This window comes from Bradyrhizobium sp. Leo114, from assembly GCF_055229415.2.
In genome coordinates this window covers 24,859-37,571 of the sequence record NZ_JBUYEN020000040.1, presented here as the reverse complement: position 1 = coordinate 37,571, position 12,713 = coordinate 24,859, and the positions used below count along the sequence as shown (strand labels likewise).

Annotated in this window: 13 protein-coding genes and 1 pseudogene; 6 read left to right on the top strand and 8 right to left on the bottom strand. The window is 61.0% G+C overall.

Going from position 1 to position 12,713, the window contains the following annotated elements; translation table 11 throughout:
• Nucleotides 1-112: 112 nt before the first annotated feature.
• On the top strand, nucleotides 113-649 hold the full coding sequence (locus ACZIRK_RS34465) for a hypothetical protein (RefSeq protein ID WP_474418970.1): 537 nt from the start codon (nucleotides 113-115) through the stop codon (nucleotides 647-649).
• An 86-nt stretch (nucleotides 650-735) separates the two neighbouring features.
• Nucleotides 736-1,623, top strand: a complete 888-nt coding sequence (blaBJP, locus tag ACZIRK_RS34460; RefSeq protein ID WP_474418969.1) for a BJP family subclass B3 metallo-beta-lactamase — start codon at nucleotides 736-738, stop codon at nucleotides 1,621-1,623.
• A 222-nt stretch (nucleotides 1,624-1,845) separates the two neighbouring features.
• Here the strand turns inward: blaBJP and ACZIRK_RS34455 are convergent, their stop codons facing one another.
• Together ACZIRK_RS34455 and ACZIRK_RS34450 are read right to left on the bottom strand one after the other, a co-directional pair.
• Nucleotides 1,846-2,181, bottom strand: coding sequence for a hypothetical protein (locus ACZIRK_RS34455; protein WP_474418968.1), 336 nt, complete (start codon nucleotides 2,179-2,181; stop codon nucleotides 1,846-1,848).
• Nucleotides 2,182-2,227: 46 nt separating this feature from the next.
• Nucleotides 2,228-2,833, bottom strand: a complete 606-nt coding sequence (locus ACZIRK_RS34450) for a Crp/Fnr family transcriptional regulator (protein WP_474418967.1) — start codon at nucleotides 2,831-2,833, stop codon at nucleotides 2,228-2,230.
• Between ACZIRK_RS34450 and ACZIRK_RS34445 the strand changes: the two genes are divergently transcribed.
• Complete coding sequence (locus ACZIRK_RS34445) at nucleotides 2,808-3,218, top strand: hypothetical protein (protein WP_474418966.1); 411 nt, start codon at nucleotides 2,808-2,810, stop codon at nucleotides 3,216-3,218. The two genes, ACZIRK_RS34450 and ACZIRK_RS34445, sit on opposite strands and share 26 nt — an antisense overlap.
• Nucleotides 3,219-3,230: 12 nt before the next feature.
• Here the strand turns inward: ACZIRK_RS34445 and ACZIRK_RS34440 are convergent, their stop codons facing one another.
• Nucleotides 3,231-3,689 carry a CDP-archaeol synthase gene (locus tag ACZIRK_RS34440; protein WP_474418965.1) on the bottom strand — a complete coding sequence of 153 codons (459 nt, stop codon included), beginning with the start codon at nucleotides 3,687-3,689 and terminating at the stop codon, nucleotides 3,231-3,233.
• 269 nt (nucleotides 3,690-3,958) lie between these two features.
• Here ACZIRK_RS34440 and ACZIRK_RS34435 point away from each other — a divergent pair, with 269 nt between their 5' ends.
• A complete protein-coding gene (locus tag ACZIRK_RS34435) occupies nucleotides 3,959-4,375 on the top strand; it encodes a DUF3775 domain-containing protein (protein WP_474418964.1) in 417 nt (138 codons plus the stop codon).
• A gap of 188 nt (nucleotides 4,376-4,563) precedes the next feature.
• Here the strand turns inward: ACZIRK_RS34435 and ACZIRK_RS34430 are convergent, their stop codons facing one another.
• The 4 genes from ACZIRK_RS34430 to ACZIRK_RS34415 form a co-directional block, all read right to left on the bottom strand.
• The gene (locus tag ACZIRK_RS34430; RefSeq protein WP_456646407.1) at nucleotides 4,564-4,932 is read right to left on the bottom strand and encodes a hypothetical protein; all 369 of its coding nucleotides are present in this window, start codon (nucleotides 4,930-4,932) and stop codon (nucleotides 4,564-4,566) included.
• A gap of 135 nt (nucleotides 4,933-5,067) precedes the next feature.
• Nucleotides 5,068-7,107, bottom strand: coding sequence for an NAD(+) synthase (locus tag ACZIRK_RS34425; RefSeq protein ID WP_474418963.1), 2,040 nt, complete (start codon nucleotides 7,105-7,107; stop codon nucleotides 5,068-5,070).
• Between the two features lie 150 nt (nucleotides 7,108-7,257).
• On the bottom strand, nucleotides 7,258-8,913 hold the full coding sequence (locus ACZIRK_RS34420; protein ID WP_474418962.1) for a copper resistance D family protein: 1,656 nt from the start codon (nucleotides 8,911-8,913) through the stop codon (nucleotides 7,258-7,260).
• 2 nt (nucleotides 8,914-8,915) lie between these two features.
• Entirely contained in the window at nucleotides 8,916-9,257 is a 342-nt protein-coding gene (locus ACZIRK_RS34415) for a copper resistance CopC family protein (RefSeq protein WP_474418961.1), read from the bottom strand.
• 525 nt (nucleotides 9,258-9,782) lie between these two features.
• Between ACZIRK_RS34415 and ACZIRK_RS34410 the strand changes: the two genes are divergently transcribed.
• Nucleotides 9,783-10,076 (top strand): hypothetical protein, encoded by a 294-nt coding sequence (locus ACZIRK_RS34410; protein ID WP_456646411.1) that lies wholly within the window; start codon nucleotides 9,783-9,785, stop codon nucleotides 10,074-10,076.
• Nucleotides 10,077-10,179: 103 nt separating this feature from the next.
• On the opposite strand, the gene ACZIRK_RS34405 is transcribed toward ACZIRK_RS34410, so the two are convergent.
• The gene (locus tag ACZIRK_RS34405) at nucleotides 10,180-11,343 is read right to left on the bottom strand and encodes an oxalate decarboxylase family bicupin (RefSeq protein ID WP_474418990.1); all 1,164 of its coding nucleotides are present in this window, start codon (nucleotides 11,341-11,343) and stop codon (nucleotides 10,180-10,182) included.
• A 139-nt stretch (nucleotides 11,344-11,482) separates the two neighbouring features.
• Here ACZIRK_RS34405 and ACZIRK_RS34400 point away from each other — a divergent pair.
• Nucleotides 11,483-12,695, top strand: a pseudogene (locus ACZIRK_RS34400) (AMP-binding protein).
• Nucleotides 12,696-12,713 lie beyond the last annotated feature (18 nt).

Here is a 12,713-nt window from a genome sequence, read left to right as displayed (position 1 = left end):
GGAGACTTGGCGGTAGTGCGGAATGTCAGTTTTCTCAGGCAGATTAAGTCTCGCGGTCACTTTAGCAGCGCTCTGTCTGGGCGGGCAAACGGCCCAGGGCCAAGTTGTTCCCATGACATATTGGACTCCAGGCTGGCCCATCGGCTTTGACAATATGACGGTCGACCAGAGTTCGAACACATACGGCAACTTTCCGAGCTTTGACGCCAGTGACGCTCGCGGCGGCCGCTTTTCCTATACGCGCTACAATTTCCCGAACGGCTGGTTCGTCGGCAGCGAACGCGGTGCCACGAGCTTGAGCGGCATCAACCAGCATGCAGCCTTTGGCAATTTCGGCTCGCTCTATACTGAGGGCGTGCAGTTCGGCTACAGCTTCAAGAACGCGGGCGGGCTGCCGCTCACGGTCTATGCCGGTTTCGACACCTTGAAATATAATACAGGCATCGGTAGCCCCTTCGCTCCCTTCGACTCCGTGTCCGGCACCCTGCCCGGCTATAGCGCGCATGCGGGCATCGAAATCCAGCCGGCGTCGAATCTCAGCCTGTCATTTGGCGTCGGCTACACCCAACAGTCGGGGCGCATCGACAGCGACATCAATTCGTCCTTGCTACCGGGCGCTTCTCCGTTTGCCTTCGGCGCTCGCCGCTAACGCACGCGAATGATGCTTGAGCTGGCGGCTCAAATCGCGCATCAATGCCCTTATTGCGCACCATAAAAAACAAAAGGGAGGCAATCATGAGGACGCTCACAGCCGTGCTGTGCGCCTTGGCGCTGTTCGCAACCGGCGCGCAGGCGCAAACCGTCAAGGATTTCCTGGCGCAGGTCACCAAGAAATGGACCACGCCGTTCGAGCCGTTTCAACTGATCGGCAACATCTACTACGTCGGCACCGACGGCATCGCCGTCTACGTGATCAAGACGTCTGAGGGTTTGATCCTCATGGACACCGCGCTTCCGCAGTCCACCAGCATGATCAAGGACAACATCGCCAAACTCGGCTTCAAGCTCGGCGACATCAAATACATCCTGAACACGCATGCGCATTTCGATCACACCGGCGGCTTTGCCGAAATCAAGCAGGAGACCGGCGCGCAGCTCGTCGCAGGCGAACGTGACAAGCCCCTGCTGGAAGGTGGATATTATCCCGGCGATGAGAAGAACGCCGATCTCGGCTTCCCGCCCGTGAGGGTGGACCGCGCCGTCAAGGAAGGCGACAAGGTCACGCTCGGCGACACCACGCTGACGGCGCATGCGACGCCCGGCCACTCACCCGGCTGCACGAGCTGGGAGATGACCGTCAAGGAGGGCGGTCAGGATCGCGATGTGCTGTTCTTCTGCAGCGGAACAGTGGCGCTCAACAGGCTGGTCGGCAACCCGACCTATCCCGGCATCGCCGACGACTATCGATCGACATTCGGCAAGGCCAAGGCGATGAAGATCGACGTGCTGCTCGGCCCGCATCCGGAAGTGTACGGCATGCAACAGAAGCGCGCGCAAATGAAGGACGGCGCGCCCAACCCGTTCGTCAAGCCCGGCGAGCTCGCAGCCTACGCGGCAGGCCTCGAACAGGATTTCGACAGGCAGCTCGCCAAGCAGACGGCCGCGCTCCAGAAGAGCAACTAGAGCGCAATGTCTTTTGGTTGAAACGCCGCTTCGCCGCAAGTTCACCTCTCCCGGAGGGAGAGGTCGTCCCGAAGGCGCGGGTGAGGGGTTACGGTCCCTCGATAGAGCAAATCCCCTCACCCCGCGTTACACGCCGACCTCTCCCTACGGGCGAGGTGAAGAGACGCAGCGCCCATCGCGGACACGATTCGACCTCATCTTATCAGACGCTAGACGCGGCAGTTATAGCGCCGTGCCGCCGCCAAACTTGGACGGATCGTTGTAGCTCGGCGTGTCGTCGTAGTGCATCAGCGGCCGAGGTGCTGCGAACTCCCAGCGCGGAACCGCGTAGACCGGGCCGGGTGGAATGATGACATGCTCCGGCCTGAAGTGATGGAGGGAGGCCGCACTGGCAGATGCAGACAGGGTGATCAACAGGCCTAAGGCCAAGAAAGTACGCATCGCGTTTACTCCGATGAACTTGTCGCCCGCTCTCATCCCATGAAGTGCGCTGGGGCCGCCATCGTACCAAGGTATGGCGGCATCACGATCGGTCACATCAGCGATATCGGCGGCCATGCCTTCTGGTGCCCGGCGCGGTCTGACTCATCAAAGCCTCGACGGCTCACGCATCGGCCATCTTCTTGAAGGCCTCACGGTCAAGAACCTTGACGTGGTGTCGGCCTCGCGTGGTTATGATCTTCTTCACGACGAGCGCCCGGAATGCGCGGCTGAGCGCCGGAAGGGTAATGCCGAGATAATCGGCGATGCTCGAACGATCCATCGGCAGATATATTTCCGAGATCGGCTCGTTCCGCGCAATCTGCAGGTGCTCCTGGAGCTCAAGGAACATGGCGAGCCTCTTGACCGCTCTTTTCTGGACAAGGAGAACCGCATGATGCTGCGCCTGACGCAATTCGTCGCAGAGCTTCACAATGATCTGCACGTCGAGATTGGCGCTGCTGCTCAGAATCCTCTGCACCGACTGCAGCGGCATCTTGTAGGCGATGACGGGTGTCGTGGCCCTCGCCGTGTTGGTGTACCGCGCCTCCTCGGTCAAACCGAAGAGATCGCCGGGATAGAGAAAGGACATGACGGGCGGTTCGTCGGCAAGCATCCGATACGCGGTGACGACCCCGCTTATGATGTTGAACACCGCATCGGCGCGGTCGCCTTGATTGTACCGCCGGCTCCTGAAGACCCAGTTGAGCGATGCCGAGCGGGAATTCATCGAGCGACGGATTTCCGAAGCGCATCGCGCTTACGAGACACCAACCGACAGGTTCGTCGTTCGCGCCAATATCGATCACTTCCTGAAGGCCCTGTGGGACGGCAACCTGACGCCTGAAAAACGCTCCACCATTACCAAATTGCTGATCGAGGAGCAGCTCAAGCTGAGCCATGACCTGGAGCAGCTTCAGTTCGCGGAGGATCGAGCACTGGCCGGCCGCAAACGTCTCGAGCATCTCAGAAGCAAATTGAACGACCCACGATCCGATCCGGCCAATCGATCGCAGGCAACCCGCCTGCTTGCGACAATGGAAGAAACCCAGCGGTTGCTGGAGGAGTTCTGCGAACAATTGCGCCGCAAGGTCATTGGCAGGGACGGCATCTAGCGACCTCGCGCCTCAATAAGGCTGATCGCGGATGTGCAGCATGTATAACACGCGGGAGATCATCAGCTCCCCTACCAGAAAAATGCCGACACAGATGATGATGTCGACCCATGTCAGCGCTAGCGCGTTCTGACAAACCACCAGCGGCAGAAGCGATTCCGGAATCTGGTCCAGCCCAACCGCCTGGGCGCTGGACGGCAAATTGAGACGACGCTTGATGAAGCTGGAGATGATATCGCCGAGCATGGCAAGGCATCCCACCAGAGCGCCTGTGGCGACGCTCACGCCAAGCACTGGCGCGGCCGCCGCAGTGGCGGCCACGGAAAGGACGACACCTCTGATCGTCTTTGACTGACCCAGCAACGGGCGGCCATCGACGAAATGCACCTCGGCATCCAAAGGAAACGCCAAACGGGAGCCGAATATCTTCTTGGCGATAACCGGCGTGCCGTTAGCGAAGGTCAAGAGCACGAGCGATTGCAGGATTGGCCAAAGGTCCATCTGAATATCCTGCGCCGGCGCACGGCAGGTCCGGTGCAAAAGGATAGACGTACCGCACCTGCCAATTCAACCTTCAGCGTTTCCACGATTTCTCGCAATCGCCTTGCGACAAGCATCGGAGCGACGGACGAAACACTGATGGCCCCTGGCGCGCCCACGGTTCGTCGCCGAGTTTGACCCGCATCAATGGTGTACCATCACAGAACGGTTAGCTTGGCGGTCTCAGCGTGGAGTCTGCCATGAACGAAATTCCCCAAATTACCATTTCCTCCGCGAAGGTCGCAGCGATCCTCGCGAAGGCACGGCAGTTCGACGTCAAGGATGCGGTGACCGACCCGGAGCCCGCCTCCAACGCGAGTGACGATGCCATGCTTTCGGTCCTTGAGGATCATCGCGACGATCCCGTCGGCGGCGAACTGACGGCGATCATCCGCGGCCTGAACGAGGACGAACAGGTCGACCTGGTGACGCTTACATGGCTCGGCCGCGGCGACGGCGAACTCGACGAGTGGGACGACCTTCGCGCGGAGGCCGCGCACGCGCACAACAAGCGCACGGCGGAATATCTCTTGGGAATGCCGTTACTCGGTGACTATCTGGAAGAGGCCCTATCGCAATTCGGGCATTCCGCGGAGGAGTTTGAGCAGCCGCTCTAGAGCATTTTCGGTTCTGATAGCATCAGAACTGAAGCTCTAGATTCTTGTTTTGATGCGTTTTCTTCACGCGAACCGGTGTCCACCCTCGGATCAAGTCCGAGGGCATGCTTCGCTCGAAAACCCTCTAGCAAGGTCCGGAGAGATGCCTCAGGCCCCGAAGGGCGCGACCGCATTGGATGCGCTGCCCGTCACTGATGGCGTCCAGTCGCGGCAGCCTTGCGCGGCGTTGCATTGCCGTGTCGGTTGTGATTGGAGCCATGCCGGCCGTTCGGCAACTCGATAGGCGTGTGCCGCTGCTCCTTGGCGTCGAACACCGTCACATGAAGCTTCGGATGTCGCTTCTTGATTTCGATCGCGGCCTTCTCGGCGGCCTCGTAGCTTTCGTGCTCGGACTTCAGTTGCCGATCGACGGCAACATGAAAAGGCTTGGTGAGCGATGGCTTGACGGATTTTCGACCCGAACCTGCGACATTGTTGGCGACCGGCGTCATTACCGGCCCGATTCGAGTCGAGAAACCGGCTTTCCGTGAGGAACCGCGTTGCTTGTTCCTGGGCATTGGTCGACCTTCTCGAGAACATGCCCACGTCTACCGAGCGGAAACCTTCATTCTGCGCATTTCCACTATCGGGACGTTGAGCTTGGTCAATAACAACGCAAATCAGTTCCGGCGGTGCCTATCGATCTGTCCTTGTCAGGCGGGCGGAACGTTTCGTTCCAAATCCTCCAGCCAAGCCGCAGCGCTGGCGTCCGAGGGCGCGCGCCAATCGCCGCGGGGCGAAAGTGACCCTCCGGCCGAAACCTTGGGGCCGTTTGGCATCGCGGAACGCTTGAACTGGCTGAACGCGAAAAATCGCCGCAGGAAGACCTCCAGCCAGCGCCTGATATCGGCAAGCGGATAGGCTTTGCGCCGGTCAGTGGGAAACGCGGCTGGCCATTCGCCCTTGGCAACGTCGTTCCAGGCATGCCAGGCGAGGAATGCGATCTTCGACGGCCGGAAGCCGAACCGAAGCGTATAGAACAGATTGAAGTCCTGCAGCTCATACGGCCCCACGGCCGCTTCCGTGCTCTGCGGGGTTTCGCCGGCCTGAACAGGTACCAGCTCGGGCGAGATCTCCGAGGCGAGAATGGCGCGCAACGTTTTTGCGACTTCATCGTCGAACTGTTCGGTCGCGATGACCCAGCGGATCAAGTGCTGGATCAACGTCTTCGGCACGCCGGCGTTGACGTTATAATGCGCCATCTGGTCGCCGACACCATAGGTGCACCATCCGAGCGCCAGCTCGGAGAGATCGCCGGTGCCGATCACGATCCCTCCGCGATAATTGGCGAGGCGGAAGAGATAGTCGGTGCGCAGCCCCGCCTGCACATTCTCGAAGGTGATGTCATAGACCGGCTCGCCCCGCCCTGCGGGATGATCGATGTCGCGGAGCATCTGCGTGGCGGCTGGGCGGATATCGAGCTCGCCGGCGCTCACCTGCAGCGCCTGCATCAAGGCCAGAGCATTGGCCTTGCTTTCGCTGCCGGTCGCAAAGCCCGGCAGCGTGTAGGCAAGAATGTTCGATCTCGGCAATCCGAGAAGATCGATCGCCTTGGCGGCAACGATCAGGGCGTGCGTGGAATCGAGCCCGCCGGACACGCCGATCACGACGCGCTTGGTGCCGATGGCCCGCAGCCGCTGCACCAGGCCCGCAACCTGGATATTGTAGGCCTCGTAGCAATCCTGATTGAGGCGGCTCTGATCGCTGGGCACGAACGGGAAGCGCTCGACCTCCCTCGCAAATCCGATATCCGTCATCGGAGGCCGCAGCGCGTAACCGATCCTCCGATAGGAGCCGGCACTCTTCTGCCTTCGATTGTCGTCGAAGGTGCTCATCAGCGAGCGCTCCTGACGCAGCAGATCCAGATCGATGTCGGCGATCGTGATCTGTCCGTCCTGCCGGAAACGCTCACCCTCCGCCAGCAGCACGCCATTTTCGAAAATGGAGGTCTGGCCATCCCAGGCCAGATCGGTGGTCGATTCCCCGATTCCCGCCGCGGCATAGACATAGGCGGCAAGGCAGCGTGCGGAGCAGGATCGCGATAAGAGATCACGCGACAGCGCCCGGCCGATCGTGATCGGACTGCCGGAGAGATTGGCGAGCACGGTCGCTCCGGCCAAGGCAAGTTCCGATCCCGGCGTCACCGGGATCCACATATCCTCGCAGATCTCGACGCCGATGGTCAGTCCGGGAACATCGTCGGCCTCAAAGAGCAAGTCGACGCCGAAGGGAGCGCGAACATCGCCAATTGTGATCTCCAACCCGGTCAATCCCGCGCCGGAGGCAAAGTGACGGGTTTCGTAGAACTCCCGATAGGTCGGCAGGTACGTCTTGGGAACGACGCCGAGAATGCGACCACGGTGAATGACAACAGCGCAATTGTAGATCCGCGCCCCATGACGCAGCGGCGCGCCGACGATCAGCACGGTCATCAGCTCGGCCGATGCCGCCCGGACGCTCGCCAGCCCTCGCTCCACCGCATCCAGGAGCGGATCCTGCATGATCAGATCTTCGATCGCGTAGCCGCAGAGACACAGTTCGGGAAATACCGCTGCTGCCACCGACTGCTTGTGGCAGGCGCGGGCCGCCTCGATGATCGCGGTCGCGTTGGCGGCCGGATCGGCGACACGGGACACCGTGACGCAGGCAGCGGCCCGGGCGAAGCCGTGGCGGTAGATCGAATGGAAACTCATATGGCTCGGCTCCGTCCCGCGAGACCCAGTTTGCAAGACAACTCCCCGGCCGATGCTGCGGCGTCAAGTCATCTTAGTTAGGTCTAGTCTATTCGAACACGGCGCCTTGCCAAGCAACCGATGGCCGCGAAACGTTAACCGACGTTTGGGTCAAGCCTCCCGATAATCGAGCAGGATCAGCCCGACCAGGATGAATGCCACGGGCCAGATCCAGGAGGCGATGCGGCTTGCCTTGCCGTCGAGACGGAGCTCTAGCCAGCGCGCCCATCCGGCGAGGATTCCGCATAGCGCCAGCGGCGTGTGGCTCATCTCGATCAGGAGCTGGTCCTTGATGTTAGCGATGGCATGGGAATGGGTGAGCAGCAGTGCGCCGCCGATCGCGGTGGTCAGCGGAAACACCAGCGCCGCCTTGCTGTTCCTGAGCCCGCCGACCTGCACGCGCCACTCGAACAGACCAAACACGACGATCAGCAACACGAAGATGCGATGCTGTGCGATCTCGGGATCACGCAGCGATTCGAAAAAGCCGAACTGTCCAAGCGGCCACGCCGCCTCGTCGGCGCGGAAGAACAGAAACGTTGCCATCGCCAGAAAAAGCAACGGCCAGTGCCTTGCCCACCGGCCCCAACGAAAATGCTGGATCAGGGCGAGAAGGCCGATGAGGACGACGAAAATCCCCGCCCAATGGTGGTTGAATTCCGACCAGGCGACATCCGCGGCATTGCGGGGCAGGATCGTGCCTTCGCCTGGGACATAGGCCAGCGGTGCCGTTGTCCGCTGCGCATCAGCCGCAGCAATTTTCGCCTGCAATTCCGCGACGGTGAGCTTGTCGTAATCAGGGCTTGACAGGCGGATCGGGAATTGCGGCGTGAACCGCTCGACGATCTCGGACCAGCTCACCCGGTCCTGCGCCAGATCGATGCCCGGCGGCAGCGACGTCAGGGAGGCGGCGGCAAAGAGCACAGCCGCACCGATGCCGATTTCCACTTCGGCGAACCGCTTCAGTCGGAGGATCGGCGTTGACGCATCGCGGCGCAGCCGGTCGACGGTGAAGAAGTTGAAGGCGCCCAGGGCGAGCAGCATCAGCAGCAGACAGACCTTCGCGCTTGTCATGACGCCATAGGCGGTGCCGTAGATCGCCTCGAAGGAGCCGATATAGCCGATCGACATCACGGTGCCGCCGACGAGGATGGCGCCCACTGATGCCATCGACATCACCGAATAGCGCCGCCCGATCAGCTTCCAGTCAACCGGATCTTGACAGAGGTTGAGCGCAATCAGGAAGCAAGGCAGGCCTCCGATCCAGACCGCGGCACCGAGCATGTGCAGCCCGCCCGCGACGAGGTAGGGCCATCGCAGTTCGAGACGACTCGCCGCGTGAGTGACCGAAAGCTGCGCGATCAAGATCACGGCGGCGAGGCCGACAAGAAAGAGAAGTCGTGACGTTGTCCACGACCTCCTTGCGAGGAGAGCAATGAGGAAGGCGCAAGCGGCGATCACGAGGTCCGCTCGTACGAAACCGGCCCCGGCCGCCTCCGCCCACGACAGCTCGAGCGTGCCGACAAGCGCGAGCGCGTTAAGTACGAGCGAGCAAAGCGTGAAGATGCCCAGGAGGAAGGAGCTGATAACAAGAAAAGTCCGGCAGCGGCTGCCAATCTTGGCGCTCTCGACGGAAAGCCAGGGCTGGAGCGGTTGCAGCAGCACAAGCAGGAACGCAAGCGTGCCGAGCGTGAAAGTCTGGCTCGTGAGAATCAGACCCCGCAGAACGACGGACAGGTAGCCGAATATGTCGAGAAAGAGCGACACGGCTATCGCACGGTGAACCGAATATCGCCGCGCGTGATGTGCCCGTCGACGCTCAGCACCTGCCAGCGCAGACGCCAAGCACCAGGGCTGAGACCTTTTGCCTCCGCATCCAGCGCGTCGGGTGGCGAGTCGGCCGCCGGTGCGAGCCGCTGCTCTGTCCCACCAGCGCCGATCAGCATCACTTTCGAACGATCGCGATCAATCCGACTATTGAACTGCAGATGAACAGGCACATTGCCAGCAGGCACAACCGCGTCAGCCGCGGGCGACGACTTGACCACGATGGCGTGCGCGATGGCCTCCTGGAGAGAAAGCAAAACAAGGAGCAGCACCGAAAACGGCAATGGAATTCCGAGTCTCATGCGCGGCGGCTATTGTTGAGGAGAATGCAGGTAATCATTCAGCGGTTCTCGTGACCTGGTCACCGACGTGACTGTACGAACCAGCTCAATATCGCAGTTGACCATGTGCTGGCTGAATTCGGCTTCAACTATCCACTGGTTATGGGTAAAGACCGCGTGAGCTTAGCAAGGAGCGCCAAGCCGATTGGGCGGGAAGCTCCGCTCATCATCCCAGATCCCCAAAAATGATACGGCATAGTTTTGTTATGTCAAGCGCATTCCACCCCGGCATCTGCGGCCTTGAAGACGGCTAGCGCGACGCCGCTGCGCGCAGGATGTATCGCGCACCTTAAGCGGCGGTGCGTCTCGGTTACCGATGTAGCCGCTCAGTCTGCAGCACGTCATGATCCGGTAGCAGAGTTGGCTAAAATTTCGAAAGTACAGCGATCGACGAGCGGCGCACCGCAAAGCGGGGCCGAGCGTTCATGAAGAGCTCTCGTTGAGATCGAACAAGAGCCGGGTGCACGAATGACGTCTTCGGATATAGCGTACTACCTGTTCGCCATCTTCAACGCTTTGCGGCTCATTTCTTATCTGCCGCAGATCTACAAAATCGCGCAAGATACCAATGGCGCCTCAGCCATTTCCTATTCGACGTGGTTTCTCTGGATTGCAGCGAACGGATCAACGGCCGTCTACTCCTTGTCCAATCTCGGAGACATCACCATGGCCTTGACCAATGGCTTCAACGCGCTGTGCTGTGCGATCGTCGTCGGGCTGACGGCGTTCAAGCACCGCCAATTTCAATCGCAGGTCAGGTAGAGCCACACACATTGTTGCGCATGGCCGCCCCTACGCCATTGTCTCGCTCGTACCTCGCAAGAAGGCAACGATAACTTTGCCCTGGCTTTGATGCTCCGCGCCTTCAGATCACCGGCTGCTTGTCCTTGCGAATTGCCTCGAGAGCCGAACGATCGATCTTGAGGTGCGCTTCGACCAACTCATGCGGCGTCAGGGCCATCCACTGAGCCAGAGATACATCCATGAATCTCGGCGACCTAAACAGCTCGAGGAACTGCAGGGGCTCACCGCCGGTGTTCTCGACGAAGTGGCTCATCGACTTGGGCACATATCCGACATCGCCGGCCTGATAATCGAAGGTGCGCGCATTGCCCTCGGCAGCGAAGACCGTCATCCGCGCTTTACCGGAGATGTAGAACTGCCACTCGTCCGCGTTGGGATGCCAGTGTATCTCCCTCATGCGACCTGGGTCGACTTCTACATGCGCCGCGGCAACATCTGTGGAGATCGGGAAGTTGCGCGTGTCAGCGATCCGCACTCGCCCTCCCGGGGAGATCGTGGGCTGCTGCTCCATTAACCTGAACGCCATGTCCTGCGGGACACCTCCGAGGGAATCTTCGATACGGTCGGCGTCAATTGGTGGAGGTGGATCGGACTGGAAGATGAACAGTTCCTCTGTCGGAATCTGATCCAGTTGCTTTACGTCCAGCTTCAGGTTCTTCGCAAGCACGCCCCGGTCCGTATGAGCAAACAGATCAGTAATCGCGAAAGTGCTGTCTTCGGAGAAGCTTCCGTCAGGAAAGGCCAGCAGGAATTCACAGCCATCTTCCGGCAAGCCCTGAATGGAGTGGGGAATGCCTGACGGAAAATACCAGAGATCTCCCGCCTTCACATCGGAGATGAAGTTATGCCCGTCATTATCGACAGCGGTGATCCTGGCTCGGCCGGCGAGCATGAATGCCCATTCTGCCGGCTTGTGCCAGTGCAGCTCGCGCACCGCGCCCGACTTTAAACGCATGTTAACACCGGCCATGGTGGTCGCTACCGGCAACTCCCTTACCGTTACCTCGCGAGACCAGCCGCCTTCTCGAATTTTCATGTGTGCGTCTGCGAAGGAGAAGCGCAGATTTGGTATCGAGCCGTGATCGGTGGACGGCGGGCGGAGAATATCGGGGTTTTGCTGCTCCCGCTCGACATTCCGGGGGCCGATGATTGGCGCTCCTTTAGCGCCAATGAGCGGTTCGTTGCTATTCTTTGCTGCGGCCGCGGCGGTCGCGTCGGTTGTCATGGCCTGTGCGGCGATCCGCACCGTCCTGGCAATGCCGTGCTCCCAATCACAACTCAAAACAAAAAACGCCGAGCGCGCCCTTGCGGCGCGAAACAAGGCGCAAGGCGCCAGGGAAGAAACGCACAGGAGGAGCGTCTTAATGAACATCACCCACGGATTGCGGCGGGCGCTGCAGATCAACCCGAATGGACTGGCCACTGTATGCCGCGAGCGACGACGCACCTGGCGCGTCGTGGGAGAACGGGTCGCGCGCCTCGCCGGAGGCTTGCGGGCGCGCGGCGTCGCCGATGGCGATCGCGTCGCGGTGCTGTCGCTCAATTCCGACCGCTATCTCGAACTCTATCTCGCGGTCGGCTGGGCCGGCGCGGTGATCGTGCCGCTCAACATCCGCTGGAGCGCGCTGGAGAATGAGGATGCGCTGCGCGACTGCCGCGCCAGCGTCCTGTTCGTCGACAAGGCGTTTGCGCCAACCGGCGCGCAGCTCGCGAAGGCGATCCCGGGACTAAAGCTGATCTTTGCCGACGATGGCGATGCGCCATTGGGCACCGAGAGCTATGAGGCCGTCATCGCGAGGAGCGAGCCGGTCGCCGACAGCATGCGCGAGAGCAAGGATCCAAGAACATCGTCTATGGCGCATCGCCGATCAGCGAGGCGGTGCTTGACCGCGCCGCGCGGGCGCTGCCGCATGTTCAGTTCACGCAGGCCTACGGCATGACCGAACTGTCGCCGATCGCGACGCTTCTGCACTGGAAGGAGCATATCGGCGAGGGACGCAAGAAGGGTCGCCACCGCTGCCGGGCCGCGCCACCCTTGGCTGCGAAGTGCGTATCGTCGACGAGAACGACCGGCCGGTGCCCTCGGGCAATGTCGGCGAGATCGTCGTGCGCGGCGACAACGTGATGATGGGCTATTGGGAACGGCCCGAGGAGACCGCGCGAGCCATCGTCGATGGCTGGATGCACACCGGCGACGGCGGCTATGTGGACGAGGACGGCTTCATCTATGTGGTCGACCGCGTGAAGGACATGATCATCTCCGGCGGCGAGAACGTCTATTCGATCGAGGTCGAGAATGCGCTGGCGCAGCATCCCTCGGTGCTGCAATGCGCGGTCATCGGCATCCCCAGCGAACTGTGGGGCGAGCAGGTCCATGCGGTCGTGGTCAAGCGCAGCGGCGTCGAAGTCTCCGCCGGCGAGCTGATCGAGTTCACCAAGACGCTGATCGCGGGCTACAAATGCCCGCGAAGCATCGCGATCACCGAGGCGCCTCTGCCGCTTTCCGGCGCCGGCAAGGTGCTGAAGCGCGAGCTGCGCAAGCCGTTCTGGGACAACCGCGAGCGCCGTGTAAACTGACTCTCTCGGTTGATCGGA

Excerpts from the sequence above, each read along its gene's own strand:
- ACZIRK_RS34465 (WP_474418970.1), top strand. The coding sequence starts at position 113 with ATGACATATTGGACTCCAGGCTGGCCCATCGGCTTTGACAATATGACG.
- blaBJP (WP_474418969.1), top strand. The coding sequence starts at position 736 with ATGAGGACGCTCACAGCCGTGCTGTGCGCCTTGGCGCTGTTCGCAACC.
- ACZIRK_RS34455 (WP_474418968.1), bottom strand. The coding sequence starts at position 2,181 with ATGGCCGCCGATATCGCTGATGTGACCGATCGTGATGCCGCCATACCT.
- ACZIRK_RS34450 (WP_474418967.1), bottom strand. The coding sequence starts at position 2,833 with ATGAATTCCCGCTCGGCATCGCTCAACTGGGTCTTCAGGAGCCGGCGG.
- ACZIRK_RS34435 (WP_474418964.1), top strand. The coding sequence starts at position 3,959 with ATGAACGAAATTCCCCAAATTACCATTTCCTCCGCGAAGGTCGCAGCG.
- ACZIRK_RS34430 (WP_456646407.1), bottom strand. The coding sequence starts at position 4,932 with ATGCCCAGGAACAAGCAACGCGGTTCCTCACGGAAAGCCGGTTTCTCG.
- ACZIRK_RS34425 (WP_474418963.1), bottom strand. The coding sequence starts at position 7,107 with ATGAGTTTCCATTCGATCTACCGCCACGGCTTCGCCCGGGCCGCTGCC.
- ACZIRK_RS34410 (WP_456646411.1), top strand. The coding sequence starts at position 9,783 with ATGACGTCTTCGGATATAGCGTACTACCTGTTCGCCATCTTCAACGCT.
- ACZIRK_RS34405 (WP_474418990.1), bottom strand. The coding sequence starts at position 11,343 with ATGACAACCGACGCGACCGCCGCGGCCGCAGCAAAGAATAGCAACGAA.